The sequence below is a fragment of the Lacticaseibacillus kribbianus genome (assembly GCF_020180945.1).
In the GTDB taxonomy this organism is placed as follows: Bacteria; Bacillota; Bacilli; order Lactobacillales; family Lactobacillaceae; genus Lacticaseibacillus; species Lacticaseibacillus kribbianus.
The window spans coordinates 113,676-131,858 of record NZ_JAIPUL010000004.1; the positions used below are offsets into that span (position 1 = coordinate 113,676).

Sequence of the window (18,183 nt, forward strand, 5' to 3'; positions counted from 1 at the left end):
TCGCGGACCTGAGGCAGTCGAAACGGCGCGACCACGCAAAAGGCGCGCGAGCGATGGCCCACGCGCCTGTTTGATGAGATGACCTGTGCGGCCCGTGCCGCGCAGGTTTTTTTGGCTAGAAGTCCGAGCTGACCACGCCGTTGCGGCCGTCCTTGGTGAAGTAGGCGATCAGCCACACCAGGATGGCGTCGACGATGATGATGAAGACGCCGCGCAGGCCGACGCTCAGGTGCACCAGCAGGTTGGTGTACATCCCGTAGCTGACCAGGCCGACCAGTCCGATCACCATCAGGATGGCCAGCGCCCACCAGGTGCCGGGGCCGAACGCGTTGCCGTGCTGCTGGCGCTTGGCGATCCAAGGCATTGAGAAGCCCAGGGCGACCATGCCGATCGGCACCAGAATGTTCAGCGTCAGCATCAGCGCGAAGGTGTTCTCATCGGCGTCGGTCGGGAAGAAGCCGAGAACCGCCAGCAGGAAGGTGACCACCAGCATCCAGGTGCCGACGGCCAGGCCGAGCTTGTCGTTTTTGATGTAGGTGTACTCAGGCTTGGGGAAGCGGCCCGGGTTCTTGCGGACCATCATGTACGCCCAGAACAGGAACATGGTGGACAAAGGCGACACGATGCCGTTGAGGTTCAGCAGCCAGTTGAAAATGTCGTTGATCTTCGGCAGCATGCCACCCAGCGCCATGATCACGGCGCAGAGGATGGTGGTCAGCCAGTAGCCGTTGATCGGCAGGCCGTCGGAGTTCTTCTTGGTCAGCTGGCGCGGCATGAAGCGCTTGGCCACGTCGGACAGGAAGACGCGAGTCGACGCGTCCAGGATGACGGCCAGCTGCGCGAGCATGTAGATGCCCTGGACGACGGCGAACAGGTACATCAGGGCGTTGCCCATGCCGAACTGCTGCCCGATGGCCTGGAAGGCGTAGTAGGAGCCGTTCATCTTCAGGTCGTTCGGCAGGTGGTGGGCGTTAAAGTACACGCCCAAGGAGAAGGTGCCGAGCAGCGTGAGGAACATCGTCATGATGGCGATCATCTTCAGCGCCTTCGGGAAATCCTTCGCCGGGTTTTTCATGTCGGCGGTGTAAGGCGCCGCAAGCTCCGAGCCGTTCATCGCAAAGACGAACAGGCCGAACGTCGACAGGAAGGACAACGAGAAGAAGTGCTTGGGCATGAACGCGCTGAACTTGAACGGGTGGGTGGCGATCGGGTTGCCGTGCGCCAGGCCCGCGAAGGTCATCACGACGAACAGCACGGTCATGATGAACATCGCGCCGCCGCCGATGGTGGACATCCACTCAAGCGACTTGTTCTTGAAGAAGTGCTGGATCCAGATGAACAAGACGAAGACCACGGCGGTGAAAACGCCGAACCACGCGTTGCCCATGTGGCTTTGAATGTCGCCGTTGCCGTTGGTGATCCAGCCGAAGCTGATGACCACGGAGTTGGCGACGTCGACGACGTACGGCAGGCCGGTGATCCAGTAGAACCACGCGGCGTAGTAACCGACGGTGTCGCCGTTGACCTGGCGCATCCAGCTTGTGATGCCGCCGCCTTGCTCGGAGAAGGTCGAGCCCATGTGTGCGACGATCAGGTTGTAGGGAATGACATAGAAGAAGGTCATCAGGACCCAGGACGTCACGGCGACGAGCCCCTGGTTCTGGAAGTTATAAATAATATCGTCGAAACCGATCACGGTGACGAAATCCATCAGGCCGACGACGACCCAAGGGATGTACTGCTTTTGCTTCGTATCTGGTTGCATGGTTGCCTCCAATGCTTGCTGTGGTGTCAGTCAGCGGCCGCATCGGCAGGCGCCTTGTTTCGCGCCATCGCTCAATCCTCCTGTGAAAAAAGTCCTTTGCCATTCTACCCGAGTTTGCAGGATGGCGAAAGCTATTTACAGAAAAAAGTTTGCAAGTTGCACGCTGCGCTCGGCAAGGGCGGAGCCTTTGCCCCCAGCGGCCCGGGCGCCGGCGCAAAAAAAACCCGGGAGCGCCCCGGGTCCAGTGCTAGCGATTCAGGATGGCCTCACCGATCGCGCGGTTGCGCGCGTGCTCCGAAGCCGGCACCAGCATCCCGCCGGTGGCCCAGACGATGTGCGTCGCGTGCGCCAGCGGGAACTGGCGGCCAAGCGCCGGCTGGGCCGCCCTAAGCGCCGCGAAGCCGGCGGTGGCGGAGGGCTCCAAGAACTGGTTTTCGGTGGCCATCATCTCGGCGGTGTAGGCCATGATCCGGTCGTCCGCGAAGGTTGCGATGCCCCACAGCAGCGTGTCGAGCACGCGCCCGGCCAGGCGCGACGGCCGGCCGACCGCCAGCCCGTCGGCCTCGGTCAGCCCGTCCAGGCCGATGTCCTCCACGGCGATACCGTCGTTCAGCCCGGTCGCCATGCCCAGCACCACCGAGGGCACGTGGGTCGGCTCGGCGAAAACGGCGTGGACGTGCGGCCCGAGAATCGTCTTGAGGCCAAACGTGGTGCCGCCCGGCGAGCCGCCGACGCCGGCCGGCAGGTAGACGAACAGCGGGTGGTCCGCGTCGACCGCGATGTGCTGGTCGCGCAGCTGCTTTTGCAGCCGGATGGCGGCGACGCCGTAGCCCAAAAACAGGTCTCGGGAGCCTTCGTCGTCGATGAAGAAGGTGGTCGGGTCCTTGGCGGCCAGCTCGCGGCCGGCGGTGATCGCCTTGGTGAAGCTGCCCGGGTACTCGACGACGGTGACGCCGGCCTGGCGCAGCCGGTCCTTTTTCCACTGCTTGGCGTCCTGGGACATGTGCACCGTGGTCTTGAAGCCGAGCTTGGCGGCGACGATGCCGATGGACAGGCCGAGGTTGCCGGTCGAGCCCACGGCGATGCCGTAGCGGCCGAACAGCGCGCGGAAGGCCGGGGCGGTCAGGCGCGCGTAGTCGTCGCCGTAGACCAGGTCGCCTTGAGTCATCGCGACGTGCTCGGCAATCTTGAGCACCTCGTAGATGCCGCCGCGCGACTTGATGGAGCCGGAGATCGGCAGCTCGTTGTCCGCCTTGAGGTACAGGGCGCCGGGCAGCTGGTAGCCCTCGCGCTGCGTGACGTGGTCTTGCATCGCCGCGATGCGCCGCAGCGGTGACTCCAGGATGCCGCCGGTTGCGGCGGTTTCGGGGAAGGCCGCGGCGAGGTACGGGGCGAAGCGGTGCAGCCGCGCCTCCGCGTCGAACAGGTCGGCCGCCGTCAGGTCGAGCGTGGTGGGCTTGCCGTAGTCGGGGTTGACCCACAGCGTCTCGCGCGCGGCGGCCAGGTCGGCCACCACCGGGGCCTTTGCAATCAGTTGGTCAAGGTTCATCGTGTTTCCTCCTGTTTCTTCCGGTAAAAAAAGTGGTGGTCGCATCGCTGCGGCCACCACTCGTCTGGCGGGGAACTTTATTTCTGTCTGCAATATCATAAAACTTTTGATTGCGGCAGGCAAGCCCAAGGTTCTAGGCGGCTAAGCCTGGAGCCCTTCGCGCCCGTGCTTGGTGACGCCGGCGACCAGGGCCAGGCCGGCGGCAATCAGCACCACGGTCAGTCCCCACTGGGCCAGGGCGCCTTGGTGCGGTAGCAGGCGGACGAAGACGCCGTAGCCGACGGCGGCGATCACGCCGACGGCAAGCGCCGCGGTGATCACCCACCACGCCGTCTGGCCGAAGGCGACGCCGTGGTTCTGCTGGCGCTTGGCCAGCCAGGGCATCGTGAAGCCCAGGATGATCATGCCGACCGGCACGGCGATGTTCAGAATCAGCATCAGCGTGAAGGTGCGGGCGTTGGCATCGGTCGGGAAGAACCCGAGCACCGCCAGCGCGAAGGTGACCAGAAACATCCAGAGGCCGACGACAAAGCCCAGCTTATCCGACTTGATGTAGGTGTAATCGGGCTTGGGGAAGCGCTCGGAGTGCCGCCGTGCGCCCATGAAGGCCCAGAACAAAAAGCAGGTGGCAAACGGGCTGACGATGCCGTTGAGGTCTAGGAGCCAGTTGAAAATGTCGTTGATGCGCGGCAGCAGCCCGCCCAGCGCCATGATGGTGCCGCAGATGGCGGTGGTCAGCCAGTACCCGTTGATCGGCAGGCCATCGGCGTTCATCTTGGTCAGCTGTTTCGGCAGGAACTTCTTGTTGGTATCAGATAGGAAGATGCGCGTCGAGGCGTCCAAAAGAATCGCCAGCTGCGCCAGGTCGTACATCAGCTGCGTGGCGGTGAAGATGTAGAGCAGCAGGTTGCCGACGCCGAACTGGTGGCCGATCAGCTGGAAGGCGTAATAGTTCCCGTTCATCTTCAGGTCGTGCGGCAGGTCGTTGGCGTTGAAGTAGACGCCCAACGAGAAGGTGCCGAACAGCGTCAGGAACATGGTCATGATCGCAATCATTTTCAACGCCTTGGGGAAGTCCTTGGCGGGGTTTTTCATGTTCTTGGTGTAAGGCGCGGCGAGCTCGGCGCCGTTCATCGCGAAGACGAACAGGCCGAACGTCGACAGGAAGGACAGGGAGAAAAAGTTCTTGGGCATGAACGCGTGCCAGTTGAACGGGTGCGTCGCGATCGGCCGGCCCTGGCTCAGGCCGACGAAGGTCATGATGACGAACAGCACCGTCATACCGAACATCGCGATGCCGCCGATGGTGGACATCACCTCCAGCGACTTGTTCTTGAACAGGTGCTCCAGCCAGATGAAGGCGACGAACACGACGGCCGACAGGATGCCGAACCAGGCGTTGCCGACGTGGCTTTGGATGTGGCCGTTGCCGAACAGCAGCCAGCCGGCACTGATGATGACGGAGTTGGCGACGTCGACGACGTAGGGCAGCTCGGTAATCCAGTAGAACCAGCCGGCGAAGTAGCCGACGGTGTCGCCGTTGGTCTGGCGCATCCAGGAGGTGATGCCGCCGCCCTCCTCGGCGAAGGTCGACCCGAGGTGGGCGACGATCAGGTTGTACGGAATGACGTAGAAGAAGGTCATCAGCACCCAGGTGAACAGGGCGACTAGCCCCTGGTTGCGGAAGTTATAAATAATGTCATCAAAGCCGATTACGGTGACGAAGTCCATCAAGCCGATGATGAACCACGGAATGTAGCGCGGTTGTTCTGTGTCTGTTTTCAATGTATCCCCCTATGAGCGGTGAGTGACAGCCGACGCCGCACCGCCCGGGGCCTTGTTTCGGAACATGGCGCGCCTCCAAGTGTAACGGTGATTATTCTATAAGAAAATTCGTGAAAACGAAAGCTGTTTGCAGAAACTTTTGGCCAAAACATGAAAATACATCGGACCAGGGGCTGAATTGCGGCGTGACAAAGGTGTAAGCCCGTTGTTCGCGCACGCGGCCCCGGTCTGGGGTAACATATAAGCACAGACAAAAAATGGAGGCAACAAACATGCAGACTCAACCAGTGGTTGCGGTGGACAACGTGACCAAGACTTACGGCAAGGCCAACGAGAAGCAGTACCAGGCGCTGAAAGGGGTGACGTTCGACGTGCAGCCCGGCGAGTTCGTCGGCATCATGGGCGCCAGCGGCTCGGGGAAGACCACGCTGCTCAACATCCTCTCGACGCTGGACCGGCCAACCTCCGGCCACGTCGCGATCAACGGCCAGGATGTGACCAAGCTGCGCGGCAACCGCCTGAGCGATTTTCGCGCCAAGCAGGTCGGCTTCATCTTCCAGGACTTCAACCTGCTGGAGAACCTGACCGCCCGCGAGAACATCGCGCTGCCGATGGCGCTGCAAAACGCCGGCGCCAAGGCGCAGCAGGCGGCCGTCGACAAGGTCGCCGCCACGCTTGGCATCGCCGGTGTCCTCGACCACTACCCGACGGAGCTGTCCGGCGGCCAAAAGCAACGCGTCGCCGCCGCCCGCGCGCTGATGCAGGAGCCCGCAATCCTGTTTGGCGACGAGCCGACCGGGGCGCTTGACTCCCAGTCCGCCCGCGACCTGCTGGACACGATGCAGCACCTGAACCAGGAGCAGGGGGTCTCGATTCTCTTGGTGACCCACGACCCGTTCTCCGCCAGCTACGCCAGCCGCATCCTGTTCATCAAGGACGGCCAGGTCGGCACCGAGCTGCGCCACGCCGGCAAGTCTCAGGAGGCCTTTTACCAGGAAATCCTGAACACGCTCGGCACGTTCCAGAAGTAGGAGGGGCCTATGTTACGCAAACTTGCACTGGGCGGCATTCGCGCCCGCTTCCGCGATTACGCGGTCCTGTTCTCCGGGCTGGTGATCGCAAGCGCCGTGTTCTACATGTTCATGACCATGGCGACCAACAAGGCCTTTTTGGCCAGCAACTCCCCGATCAGCGCCACACCGGTGATCTTCGGCTTCGGCACGGTGCTCCTAGTGATCATCACCACCGTCTACATCGTCTACGCCAACACCTTCCTGATGAGCATGCGCCAGCGCGACTACGCGATGTTCATGATGCTCGGCGCCAAGTCGGGCAAAATCGCGCAGCTGATCTTCCTTGAAACCGTTGCGGTCGGCCTGGGCGCCGCCGCGGTCGGCGTGGTGGTCGGCACGGGGCTGACCGCCGTGGCCGGCTCGATTTTCCTGGGGATGCTGCACGCGCCGGCGACGCACTTCGCCGTCCTCTGGCTGCCGGCGGTCATCGCCACCTTCGCCTTTTTCCTGGCGATGTTCGTGATCGCGGCTTTCGTCAACGCCGCGCGCCTGCTGAAGACGCCGGTGTTGAACCTGCTGCACGCGACGACCTTGCCCAACCGCATCCAGCAAAAGCGCTGGGTGCTGGCGCTTCAGGCGGTGCTCGCCGTGGTGCTTTTGGCAATCGGCTACTGGATCATGGGCAAGCTGATGAACTTCGGCGTGCCGGCCATCGGGATTGCCCTGGTCACCATCGTCTTGGGGACCTACTTCCTGTTTAACGCGCTGTTGGTCTGGGCCATCGGGCTGTTGCGGCGCAACCGCCGCTTCGCCGCCCGCGGCCTGCACACCTTCACGCTGGGGCAGCTGAGCTTCCGCCTCCGCGATTACACCAAGATTCTCGCGGTCGTCGCAATGCTGTTCGCCCTGGCGCTCGGCGCGATCACCGTCGGCCTGGGCTTCAAGGACGCGATTCCCGAGATGGCCAAGCAGCAGGGTAAGTACGACCTAGTGCTGATGGCCCCGAACGCTTCAGCCAAGCAGTCGGCCGCCAAGCTGACGGGTGTGGCCAAGAAGGTCACGTACCGGGAGCGCGTGGTCGGCAAAACGGTGTACCTGAACGCGGCCGAGCTTGACGCCAAGCGGCTTGACCTGGTGCTGTACCGCGGCCCGGGCAAGGTGGTGGAACAAGCCGTGACCGGCCAGAACTTCGCCAAGTACCAGGACGAGGGTTACAGCCAGCTGCAGGCCTTCAAGCTGCCGGGCGAGGAATCCTTCAAGGTGGTGTCGGAGGCGGCCTTCGCCAAGCTTTCCGGTTCGACCCGCACGGCGGTGGCCTACCAGCTGAAGGACATCGGTGCCAACTACGACCGCATCGACGCGCTTTTGACGGCGCAAAACAAGCGCTACAAGATCGAAAGCGCGGATCAGTCCGGCCAGAAGTTCGTCACCTACGCGCTGATCAACAGCATGTTCGGCGGGCTGGCGTTCATGGGCTTCTTCCTCGGCCTGGCCTTCCTGGCGATGCTCGCGTCGACCTTGATGTTCAAGATCCTGAGCGGCGCGAGCTTCGACGCCGCCCGCTACCTGATGCTGCAAAAGATCGGCGTGCGGCAGGGCCTTTTGCGCAAGTCCGTGCGCCAGGAGATCGGCGCGCTGTTCGCCTTCCCGGCGGGGCTTGGGATGGTTCACGTACTGTTCGGCCTCCAGATGTTCAACGGCCTGCTCCAGCACCCGTACCAGGGGCTGCTGCTCCCCTTCGGCATCTTCCTGGTGCTCTACGCCGTCTACTACGGGCTGACCGTGTGGCTGTACGAGAGCATCGTGATCAAAAAGGATTTGGCTGCCTGATTCGAAACGCCGCTGCGGTTGCCCGCGGCGGCGTTTTTTGGCTTTGGCGGTTGCCAGCCGGCGCGGGCCGCGCGATAATAGGCCAAACACGAGGAGGTGAGCGGATGGGGATTGAAACAAGACAGCTGGGTCAGTTCTTCAAAGCCGCTCGAATCGGTCAGGGGCTGACCTTGGCTGAGGCGGCCGGCGACCGCTCGGCGGCGGCGCTGTCGCGATTTGAGCGCGGCGAAACCGACCTCGGCGTGGACGCGGCGTTCACCCTGATGCGGCGGCTGGGGATTGAAAGCGCGGACCTAGCCGCGCTGATGGCACAGGATCCGGGGCAGGTGCCGGCGCTGATGCCGCTGATTTTCACCGGCGACGCCGCGGCGATTGCCAAGGCCAAGGCCGCCTACCTGGCCGCGCACGCCGGTGAAGACGACGCGTCCGTCGGCCTGATTGCGGCCTACTGCGACGCGGCGGCGCGCTGGGAGGACCCGGGCTTTGCCCTGACGGCCGCCCAGGAGCAGCAGATTGCCGATCTGATGACGGCGCCGCGCACCTGGCACCAGTTCGAGTACACGCTGGCCAGCGCGTTGATCGGCCCGGCCAGTCCGGAGCTGATCGGCCTGCTGTGGCGGCGGGCGCAGGCGGTGCCGCAGACCGGCACGACCACCTTCCACCTGACGCGGGCCGCGCTGTTTTTCGCCGGCCTGGCCACCGGGGATGTCGCGCTGATCGCCGAGATGCGGCCGGCGGTTGCGGCCGCCGTTCGGGAGCCGCGCTTTGCCCGGGTGCTGTTCGGGCCGCTGCCGCGCTGGCGCTTCGGGTTGCTGCTCGCCGACTGGCGGCAGGGGACGGGCAGATCTGCCCTTGAGGCGCAGCTGGCCGCGCTGACGGCCATTCAGTCTGATGCGATGGCCGCCTACCTGCGCCGCGTGTGGCACCGGGTGGCCCGGGCCACACCGCACCACAACTCAGCGCTGAGCGCCACCCCGGTGCTTGACGTGCGGCCGACTGCCGCCGGGGCCTGGGCCGCGCTGCGGCGTCGCCAGCTGCACCTGACCGCGCAGGCGGTCAGCGTGGGCTGGGCGGCCTCGACCACGCGCCGCTTCGAGCGCGGGCAGACGCAGCTCGGGCTGTCCCGCGTGTTCACCCTGCTGGGCAAGCTGGCGCTGCTCAGCACCAACTTCAGCATGTGGTACCCGCGCCACCAGCCACTGGTCACCGCGGCCGGAGCCCTGGTCGCCGCCCGGGAAAAAGGGGCGCCGGATGCTGAGATTCGCCAAATCGTGGCGGACTTTGCCCGCGACTACAAGGAACAGCTGCCCTGGCCGCTGTGGCGCGCCCAGCTGTCGGCCCTGGTCGGCACCGCGGACACCGCCATCGCCGCAGACGACTCGCTTCAGCCGACGCAGGCCGACCTTGCGCAGCTCTTCACCCGGCTGAGTGACACGCCGACCTACCGCGCGAGCGAGCTGTGGCTGGTGTCGATGGCGAGCAACTGGTTTTCGGCCGGGCAGTGCGTGGCACTGGCCGCCCACCTCGGCGCGGCGCTGCCCCCGGACGCCGGCTACCTGTACCGTCAGCTGGGCATCGGGGCAATGATGAACCTGATGTTCCGGGTTGCCGAGGCCGACCGCGCCCAGCTGCCGGCCCTGATGGCGGCCGATCCGCACATTGCGCTGGCCGATCAGCTGGAGTACGCTGTCATCGATTACCATTTTAATCGCCGCGTGGTGGCGTGGCTGATCGCACCGACCGCAACGACGCAGGCGGCGGTGCAGGCGTTCGCCGCCAACATGGCGGTGGTTGGCGTGTCGGGCCTGTTGCCCGAGCTCAAGGCGACTTGGACCAGCAACGGGGTGGCACTGGACTGGCTGCGGCCAAAAGGAGAGCATGATGGCGAGTGAGGATGCGCGCTTTGTTGTGATAGAAAAGCAGACGGTCGGGTGGGCGCACGTGGTGGAGGTCCTGGTCGACCGTGACACGCGGGTGCAGTACTTGGCGATGAACGTCGGCTCCGGCGGTGGCCTGACCGTACTGGTCGACGCCGACGGCAAGCCGTTGCTGTACGACGAACCGCTGGATTAGAACCGGATTTACGAACGAAGACGCAGCACCATTCTGCAAGCTAGTTGCAGGGTGGCGCTGCGTTTTTGCGTGGTCGTATTTGCGTGCCACCCTCTAAACGGGCTCCACCGAGCAACGCGGGAGCGGCTAGCTACGCACTAGCGTCGAGGCCAAGCCCGCCTCAACGCCAGCGCTAGGCTACCCGTCCCGCTAAGGGCGCTCGGCTCCGCCCTCTAAACGGGCTCCGCCGAGCAACGCGGGAGCGGCTAGCTACGCACCAACGCTGGGGCACAGCCCGCCCCAACGATGGTGCTAGGCTACCCGTCCCGCTAAGGGCGCTCGGCTCCGCCCTCTCAATTTCTTCCCTTCCGCAACCGACTTTGGCCGCATTTTGTTCACAGTTTCACCATGGTTGCTCGGTAACTTGAAGATAGTCATTCGATGACGAGACTTGAAGGCGGCCGCGGTCGCCTTCGTATTGGAGGCGACACAATGAATTTTGCCAAACGCGCGTGGCTGAACCTGATCGCGAAGAAGGGCCGGACCGCACTGCTGATCCTTGTGACAAGTGCCATTATGTTATTCGTGATGGCCGGCCTGCTGATCAAAAGCGCCGCAAACCAGGCGACCGAAAACGCCAAGGACAGCATCGGCGCGACGCTGACCCTGAGCGCCAACCGTGAGGCGGCGTTCAAGAAGATGCGCGAAAACGCGGCGTCAAGCGACGGCCAGCCGAGCCAGCCCAGCGAGAAGCCGAGCCTGAGCATGTCCCCGGTCAAGCTGAGCACGGCGGAGAAGATTGCCAAGCTCGCCGGCGTTGAGAGCTACAGCGTGGCCGTTTCGACGTCGGCCAATGCCAAGAGCTTCGACGCCATCTCGACCAGCACCGGCCAGATGACCGGGCCGATGGGCAACCGTGGCGGTGAAAGCTCAGGCGACATCACCATCAGCGGGGTCTCAAGCACCGCCGCCAACGCCAACTTCAGCGACAAGACCTACGTCATCAAGAAGGGGCGGGGGCTGACGGCCAGCGACGAAGGCACCAACAACGTGGTGATCGAAAGCGAGCTGGCGACGGAAAACGACCTCAAAGTCGGCGACACCATCACCGTCAAGAACACCGCCAAGACCAAGACCTACAAGCTCAAGGTGGTCGGCATCTACAAGGCCAAGTCCACGGCCAGCACCACCATGGGCGGCGGAATGATGGGCGGCGGCGACCCGTCCAACACCATTTTCGCCAGCTACACCTTCGCCAACACGCTCAAGGGCACCAAGTACAAGGACACGGCGGACTCCGTGGTCTTCACCGTCTCCACGCCGAGCAAGGTGGCCGGGGTCAAGAAGGCCGCGAACAAGCTGATCTCCAGCAAGTTCAGCCTGACCGCCGACGACCAGTCCTACCAGATGGTCAAAGCCTCGATGAGCTCGGTGACCAGCTTCGCCGACAAGATCGTCTGGCTGGTCGCCATCGCCGGGACCATCATCCTGGCGCTGATTGTGGTGCTGATGATCCGCGAGCGGCGATTCGAGATCGGCATCCTGCTCAGCCTGGGTGAAAAACGTGCCAAGGTGATCGCCCAGTTCTTCGTCGAGCTGTTCGTGATCCTGCTGGTCGGCGTCGGCATCGCCAGCGCCGGCGGCCAGTTCGTCGGCGACAAGCTGGCGGCCCAGGTCGTCTCAAGCGCCCAGACCACCACGACCTCGAGCACCAACCAGCCCGGTGGGATGCCGGGCGGCCAGGGTGGCCCCGGCGGCACGCAGGGCGCAAGCCGGACCGGTGCGCCGAGCGGCATGCCAGGTCAGGCCAGCCAGAAGGCCCAGACCAAGCAGGCGAAGCTCGCCACGCAGGTCACCTTCAAGAGCGTGGCCATCCTGTTTGGCCTCGGGCTCGCCATCATCCTGATTGCGATTCTGGCCGGCGCCGGTGGCATCCTGCGCCTGAACCCCAAGCGCATTCTGATCGGATAGGAGGACACTATGCTTACAACCGAAAACCTCACGTACTGGTACACCGAAAAGGACCAGTACCTGTTCAAGGACGTCAACCTCGCGTTTGAGGCCGGCCACAGCTACGCCATCGTCGGCCAGTCGGGCTCGGGCAAAACGACTATGGTGTCGCTTCTGGCGGGGCTCGACACGCCCAAGGCCGGGCGCATCCTGATCGACGGCCAGGACATCAAGAAGCACGGGCTGACCAACTACCGGCAAAGCAAGGTCGCCATCGTTTTTCAGGCCTACAACCTGTTCACCTACATGTCGGCGCTTGAGAACCTGATGACCGCCATGGCGATCACCAAGGCCAAGCACCGCGGCGACAAGACCTATGCCCGCGGGATGCTGACGAAGCTCGGCCTGACCGACGAGCAGATGACCAAAAACGTCCAGAAGCTCTCCGGCGGCCAGCAGCAGCGCGTCGCCATCGCCCGCACCATGGTCTGCGACGCCCCGCTGGTCGTGGCCGACGAGCCGACCGGCAACCTCGACGAGGACAACACGACGGACGTGATTGCGCTGTTCAACCAGATTGCCCACGACGCCGGCAAGTGCGTGATCATCGTCACCCACGAGGCGGCGGTGGCGGCGCAGTGCGACGGCGTGCTGCGCCTGGCGCACCGCACCTTCACCTGGGAGAAGCAGCCCCAAGCGGCCGTCACGGCGTGAAAAATTCGCCCGGGGAAAAATGCCGTCGAACCCGAACGGCGATAGTGGTACACTGAGACTACTAGGCCGCGTTCGGCGGCTGCTCGGAGGGAATCGTCATGATCAGTAAACTCATTTTGCTACTGGCCGTCCTGGTGCTGATCGGTGCCAGCTACTGGCTGTTCACCAAGCCCAACGCGCGCAAGGAGCTGTTCGCCCGCGACGTGTTCGTCCTGCTGGGGCTGCTTGCCATGGATCTCAGCCCCAACCCGCACAACTACAAGTGGTGGCTGGTGCTGGCGCTGAGCCTCGTCGCCCTCGGCCTGCTGGTCAAGGACTTGGTGCTGCGCAAGCAGGCGCCGCGCTTCGCCCGCTGACAATCGAACGCAAAAAAGGCTACCGCATTACCCCAATGCTTGGGGGATGCGGTAGCCTTTTGTCGTCTCTGGATTTGGGGGCGGGGTGATCGTCCGCCGCGCCGTGCGTCACGCGTTGAGAATCGTGATGTCGCCGTCGCCGCTGCGCACGGTCAGGGCCGCAGTCGGCTGCGCGCCGACCTGGCCATCCTTGTGGTGGTGCTTGTGGCGCGTGTTGGTCGCGCCGAGCGGCTGGTGGATGTGCCCGTCGCCCGTGGCCAGTTCGAAGGTGAAGCTGGCCGCTTGCGGCAGGCGAACGGTGACGTCGCCGGCGTTGGTGGTCGCGGTAAGGTCCTGCGTGAGGGCGCCGACACCGAGCGTCAGGTCGCCATCGGCGGTGGTGAAGGTGCCGCCGGTCACCCCGGTGGCGTGGATGTCGCCCGCGTTGCTCTGCGCCGTGAGGACTGGAGCCACGACGCCGGTCAAGTGGACGTCGCCGTCCGCCGTTTTGGCGCTCAGGTCGGCGGTGGTCAGCGCGTTCAGGCTCAGGTCGCCCGCGCCGCTTTGCACGCTGGCGCGCTGTGCGATGGCGGCGTCTTGAACCGTGACGTCGCCGTCGCCGCTGTGAAGGCGCAGCAGGTCGGCGCGAAGCGTCTGCAGCGACAGGTCACCGGCGGCGGTGGTGAAGGCCGCGGTGCCGGCCACGGTGACCGTGCTTGCGGTGACGTCGCCGTCGGCCGTGGTCAGGTGCAGCTGCTGCGCCATCACGCTGTGCAGGGCCAGGTCGCCGGCCGCCGACCGCGCGGTGATTCTGCCCGTTTTGACCTGAGTCAGGGCGACGTCGCCGTCGCTGGTGACGATCTCAAGCGTCGGCACGTTCAGGTCCGAGGCGCTGACGTCACCTGCGGCGGTGTTCAGCGCGAGGCTCGCCCCCTGCAGGCCCGCGACCTCGATGCCGGCGGCGCTGGCCACCTGCAGGGTGCCGGTGAAGGCGGTCGGCACGGCAACGGTGATCTGCGACCAGAAGCCGAGGCGCTGGCCGTTGATCATCATGCGAAAAAGGTGGCGCGGCCGCTTGCCGTGGCGCAGGGTCCAGACGCCGTCCTGAAGGCTGCCGCGGCCGTCGAGGGTCGGGTCGTCCTTGCTGAATTCCTCGGTGATGACCAGCTCGTAGCCGTCGGTGGGGCGAACGATGATTGGATCATCGGTGTAGTGGAGCGCGACGGTGGCGATGTCGCCCAGCGGCACACGAATCGTGTTGGTGCGGGCGGGTGCGTTGCCGTCGTGCCACGTCGTGTTCTTGGCCTCACGCGCCGCGGCCTTGGCCTGGGCCTTGATGCGGTCCGCATCCCGCCTGGCCTCGCGTGCACCCGCTTGAGCCTGTTCCTTGGCCCGGGCGGCGGCGTCCTTGGCGGCCTGTTTAATGGCGGCGATTTCCGGCCCTTGCGCGAGCTTGGCCGCCTGACTGGCGCGAACGGCGGCCGCGTGCGCCGCCTGCCGGATCGCCTCGATGTCGACGTCCGGGGCCTTGGGGGCTTGCGGGGCCGCGGGGGCGTCGGGGATATCCGGAATAACCGGGATTTCCGGAATGTCCGGGATAGCTGGAATCTCAGGAACATCGGGGAGCTCGGGGATGGCGGTGATCACCACGTCGGCCGCGTCGTCCGGCCGGGTCAGCTTACGGACGCCGAGCTCCGCCAGCAGGTCCTCAATCGACCCAAAGTCCGCGTAGGCCTGGGCCACTGCCGCCGCCTCGTCGGTGCCGCTCGCCATCAGGTCGGCGGTCGCATCGCTCAGGTTGCTGGCGATTTCCTCGCGCAGCTCGCGGCTTTCGGCCGCCACCTCGTATTGTCCAAAGACCCGCTCGAGCAGGTCGTCAATTCGTTCACGCTTCGTGGTCATCGATGAGTCCTCCATTGATCAGGGCGTCCAGCGTGGCGCGCGCCAGCTGCCAGTTCGCCCGTTCCGTTGCCAGCTGCTCCAGTCCCGCCGCCGTGATGGCGTAATACTTGCGGCGGCCGCCCTGGCTTTCATCGCCCCAGTGGCTGGCAATCGCGCCGGCTTTTTCCAACCGCTTGAAAACGGTGTAAAGCGTCGCCTCGTTAATCGTGTAGGCGCCGCCGCTCAGGGCGCGCACGTCCTTGGTGACCTGGTAGCCGTAGCTTTCGCCCTGCACCAGGACATTCAAGACGATCGCGCTGAGGTAGCCGCGCACCATGTCCTTGGATAGTTCCACACTGCACCTCCCCCGGCCGAGACCGGTTGTTGCAGGTCCCACGACCTGATGGCCTTAATATAGCACAACTACTTTCTAGAGAGTAGTACTTAATTCAAAAACTTTTCATCGCGGAACGGAACCGCCGCGCGCCGTCCCGCAGAGCAAAAAAACGCCCTCGCAGAATCTGCGAAGGCGGCGAGACGGTTCGAATCAGTTGATCTGCCAGTCGCTCGGCACGGTGAAGGTGACCGTGCGGTGCAGGCGGTAGTTGTTCTGGCCGCTCCAGGCGAACAGAAAGGCGTACCAGGTGTTGCGGTAGCGCAGGACGCGGTCGGTGGTGGTGACCGCGGCCTTGGCGCCGCGCTTGACGGCGACCGTGGCGGTCATGCCGCTGGCGGCGGTCAACACCTTGTGCTGCAGCGGGTTGGTGCGGTAGCGCACCACCGGCGCCCCGTTGAGCGTCTTGGTCTCCAGGGCCTCGGCGCTCTTGGTGCCGACCAACGGCGCCTTCTTCACGACGGTGACCTCGTGCAGGCCGAAACGCACGCTGTCGTTGGCCGCAATGCCCGCGGCGGAGAGGATCAGGAGCGCGCCGAGCACGAGCATGCCGACGCGGCGCCGCGGACTCGGCTTGGCGAGCACGGCGACGAAGAAGTAGGCGATGGCGGACATGGCCATAATGACGAGAATCATGCGCGGTCACCTCCATCCAGCGCGTCGTTTTTGAGGCGGAAGCTCAGGGCGAACCCGAGCACGGCGAAAATCAGCGAGACCACGAAGGCCGCACGGTAGCCGGCCACCGTCGCGTCGGCGGTCTGCGTCAGGTAGCGCAGCGGGGCGGTCAGGCGCAGAGCCGCGGCCGGGGCGTTGCTGCTGGTGACGGTCGAAAGCACCGAGACCAGGATCGCGGTCCCAATCGACGCGGCGACCTGGCGAATCGTGTTGTTCACCGCGGTGCCGTGGTTGATCAGGTTGGCGGGCAGGGCGTTCATGCCGGCCGTGGTGACGGGCATCGTGACCATCGTGATACCGAACATCCGCACCGTGTAGATCACGGTGACGAACAGGATCGGGGTGTCGGCGGTCAGCGTGATCAGCGGGAACGTGCCGACCAGCAGCAAGAACAGCCCGGTCTGGGCCAGGCGCTTGGCGCCGATGCGGTCAAAAATGTTCCCGGTGATCGGGCTCATGATGCCCATCATAATCGCTCCCGGCAGTAGGATCAGGCCGGAGTGGAAGGCGGACTCGCCGCGGATGGTCTGGATGTACATCGGCAGCACCATCTCGACGCCGACCATCGACATGAAGGCGACGGCGGTGAGAATCACGCTCAGCGTGAACTCGCGGCTGGTGAAGACGCGCAGCTCAAGCAAAGGTTTTTCCAGGTGCAGCTGCCGGTGCACGAACAGGGCGACGAACAGGATGCCCAGGGCAAGGGTGGCCAGCACGATCGGGTCGAACCAGCCGCGGTCCCCGACGGTCGAAAAGCCGTACAAGAGCGACCCGAAGCCAAGCGTCGACTCGACGACGCTGAGCGCGTCGATCTTGGGGTTGGTGGTCGGCAGCACCTTGCGCATCGAGTAGCAGGCGAGCAGCCAGACCAGCCCGGCGATCGGCAGGATGACGGAGAACAGGGCGCGCCAGGAGTGGTTCAGCAGCACCCAGCCGGACAGGGTCGGGCCGACCGCCGGTGCAAGGCCGATGACGATCCCGGCCAGCCCCATCGCGCTCCCGCGTTTTTCGGGCGGGAAGATCGAGTACATGACGGTCTGGAAGGTTGGTGCGGACATCCCGACGCCGACCGCCTGGGTCAGGCGCCCGGCCAAAAGCACGGGGAAGCTCGGGGCGAAGCGCGAGATCAGCGTGCCGAGAAAGAAGATGCCGATGGCGGTGAGGTAGAGGTGCTTGACGTTGAACTTGCTGAGCAGCCAGGCAGACACGGGAATCATGATCCCCATCACCAGCATGAAGCCGGTGGTCAGCCACTGCACGGCGCTGGCGTTGATGTGAAAATCGTGCATCAAAGTCGGGAAGGCGGTGGTCAGAATGGTCTGGGTCAGGAAGGTGGTGAACGTCCCGATGAGCAGCGTCGCCACCATCAGGCCGCGGTTGTAAGGCTTGCCGTTGACGTCGGTGGGTTGAGATTGTGACATGTTGAAGTAATCAGTCCTTTCATGCGGTAATCGGTGAAAAAATCCGGCGCAAGTGAGCATAAAAATTGGCCGCCAGAAGCGACCGGAGTTGTGGCATTGCGCCGCGGAATTGGTCTACAAATAACTATTGTAGTCGTTGCTTACAAAAAATGCACGCATTAAATGACGCGATGTCACATGGCTGAGGCCCGAACGCTTTCATGCCTAAGGGTTTGCGCGATGAAAATTCCAACGTCGGAATGGTTTTCTGAAAGGCCGCACGCAGCCGAATCATTGCCCGGGAAATACCGCGCGCGCAAGCGGCAGGCTGGCGAAGGCGTCGGAGTCGCCGTCGGGCAGGATGTGCTCGATCGCAATCGCGGTCACCCGCGTGGTCGCAACCAGGCCGGCCGCGTCAAGCCCCGCCGCGGTCGCCTCGGCGTGGGCAGGGGTGACCCGACCGAGGGTGATGTGCGGTTGGTAGGGGATGTCCGCGCGCAGGAAGGCGGCGAAGACCGGGTCCCGGTAGAGCCGGTCGTGCAGCTGGGTCAGCGTCCCCGCCCCGGTACCCGCGGCCAGCCAGAAGTAGCCGTTGGCCCAGTCGCCGCCGATCCGGTCGAAGGCGACCGCGAAGGCCGGCGTGGCCGCGGCGGCGCGGGCGACGGCGGCCACGATGGCGGCGTCAGGCGCCGGTGACTCGAAGGGAAACACCAGCGAGACGTGCGGGCGGATGTTGGCGGCCAGCGGGTCGTGGCGGCGTCGCACCGCCGTCACCGCGTCGATGGTGGTCAGGGTGGGAAAAATCAGGACGGAACGCTGCATGTCAGGACCTCCAGCTTC

The 18,183-nt window shown here is 64.5% G+C and carries 15 protein-coding genes; 7 read left to right on the top strand and 8 right to left on the bottom strand.

Annotated elements, in window-relative coordinates; all coding sequences use genetic code 11:
• Window positions 1-115 precede the first annotated feature (115 nt).
• The 3 genes from LE416_RS11500 to LE416_RS11510 all read right to left on the bottom strand — a co-directional run bounded on the left by LE416_RS11500 (window position 116) and on the right by LE416_RS11510 (window position 5,099).
• Window positions 116-1,765 (bottom strand): APC family permease, encoded by a 1,650-nt coding sequence (locus LE416_RS11500; RefSeq protein ID WP_225048999.1) that lies wholly within the window; start codon window positions 1,763-1,765, stop codon window positions 116-118.
• A 247-nt stretch (window positions 1,766-2,012) separates the two neighbouring features.
• Window positions 2,013-3,314: a D-serine ammonia-lyase gene (locus LE416_RS11505; protein WP_225049001.1), complete on the bottom strand. Its 1,302-nt coding sequence runs from the start codon at window positions 3,312-3,314 to the stop codon at window positions 2,013-2,015.
• Window positions 3,315-3,455: 141 nt separating this feature from the next.
• Window positions 3,456-5,099: an APC family permease gene (locus tag LE416_RS11510; protein WP_225049004.1), complete on the bottom strand. Its 1,644-nt coding sequence runs from the start codon at window positions 5,097-5,099 to the stop codon at window positions 3,456-3,458.
• Window positions 5,100-5,371: 272 nt separating this feature from the next.
• On the opposite strand from LE416_RS11510, the gene LE416_RS11515 reads away from it, so the two are divergent.
• The 7 genes from LE416_RS11515 to LE416_RS11545 all read left to right on the top strand — a co-directional run bounded on the left by LE416_RS11515 (window position 5,372) and on the right by LE416_RS11545 (window position 13,014).
• A complete protein-coding gene (locus tag LE416_RS11515; protein ID WP_225049006.1) occupies window positions 5,372-6,130 on the top strand; it encodes an ABC transporter ATP-binding protein in 759 nt (252 codons plus the stop codon).
• A 9-nt stretch (window positions 6,131-6,139) separates the two neighbouring features.
• Window positions 6,140-7,942, top strand: a complete 1,803-nt coding sequence (locus LE416_RS11520) for an FtsX-like permease family protein (RefSeq protein WP_225049008.1) — start codon at window positions 6,140-6,142, stop codon at window positions 7,940-7,942.
• A gap of 104 nt (window positions 7,943-8,046) precedes the next feature.
• Window positions 8,047-9,834, top strand: coding sequence for a helix-turn-helix domain-containing protein (locus LE416_RS11525; protein ID WP_225049015.1), 1,788 nt, complete (start codon window positions 8,047-8,049; stop codon window positions 9,832-9,834).
• Window positions 9,821-10,015, top strand: a complete 195-nt coding sequence (locus tag LE416_RS11530; protein ID WP_225049016.1) for a DUF6440 family protein — start codon at window positions 9,821-9,823, stop codon at window positions 10,013-10,015. The genes LE416_RS11525 and LE416_RS11530 overlap by 14 nt, the downstream gene beginning before the upstream one ends.
• Window positions 10,016-10,486: 471 nt before the next feature.
• The gene (locus LE416_RS11535; RefSeq protein WP_225049018.1) at window positions 10,487-11,965 is read left to right on the top strand and encodes an ABC transporter permease; all 1,479 of its coding nucleotides are present in this window, start codon (window positions 10,487-10,489) and stop codon (window positions 11,963-11,965) included.
• 9 nt (window positions 11,966-11,974) lie between these two features.
• Complete coding sequence (locus tag LE416_RS11540; protein ID WP_225049019.1) at window positions 11,975-12,658, top strand: ABC transporter ATP-binding protein; 684 nt, start codon at window positions 11,975-11,977, stop codon at window positions 12,656-12,658.
• Window positions 12,659-12,756: 98 nt separating this feature from the next.
• On the top strand, window positions 12,757-13,014 hold the full coding sequence (locus tag LE416_RS11545) for a hypothetical protein (RefSeq protein ID WP_225049020.1): 258 nt from the start codon (window positions 12,757-12,759) through the stop codon (window positions 13,012-13,014).
• Window positions 13,015-13,122: 108 nt separating this feature from the next.
• Here the strand turns inward: LE416_RS11545 and LE416_RS11550 are convergent, their stop codons facing one another.
• The 5 genes from LE416_RS11550 to LE416_RS11570 all read right to left on the bottom strand — a co-directional run bounded on the left by LE416_RS11550 (window position 13,123) and on the right by LE416_RS11570 (window position 18,165).
• Window positions 13,123-14,895 carry a DUF4097 family beta strand repeat-containing protein gene (locus LE416_RS11550; RefSeq protein WP_225049024.1) on the bottom strand — a complete coding sequence of 591 codons (1,773 nt, stop codon included), beginning with the start codon at window positions 14,893-14,895 and terminating at the stop codon, window positions 13,123-13,125.
• Entirely contained in the window at window positions 14,879-15,229 is a 351-nt protein-coding gene (locus LE416_RS11555) for a PadR family transcriptional regulator (RefSeq protein WP_225049026.1), read from the bottom strand. Before LE416_RS11555 ends, LE416_RS11550 begins: the two co-directional genes overlap by 17 nt.
• 192 nt (window positions 15,230-15,421) lie before the next feature.
• Window positions 15,422-15,904, bottom strand: coding sequence for a DUF4811 domain-containing protein (locus LE416_RS11560; protein ID WP_225049028.1), 483 nt, complete (start codon window positions 15,902-15,904; stop codon window positions 15,422-15,424).
• Window positions 15,901-17,364 (bottom strand): MDR family MFS transporter, encoded by a 1,464-nt coding sequence (locus tag LE416_RS11565; protein WP_225049030.1) that lies wholly within the window; start codon window positions 17,362-17,364, stop codon window positions 15,901-15,903. Before LE416_RS11565 ends, LE416_RS11560 begins: the two co-directional genes overlap by 4 nt.
• A gap of 270 nt (window positions 17,365-17,634) precedes the next feature.
• Window positions 17,635-18,165: a 2'-5' RNA ligase family protein gene (locus tag LE416_RS11570; RefSeq protein ID WP_225049031.1), complete on the bottom strand. Its 531-nt coding sequence runs from the start codon at window positions 18,163-18,165 to the stop codon at window positions 17,635-17,637.
• Window positions 18,166-18,183: the final 18 nt, after the last annotated feature.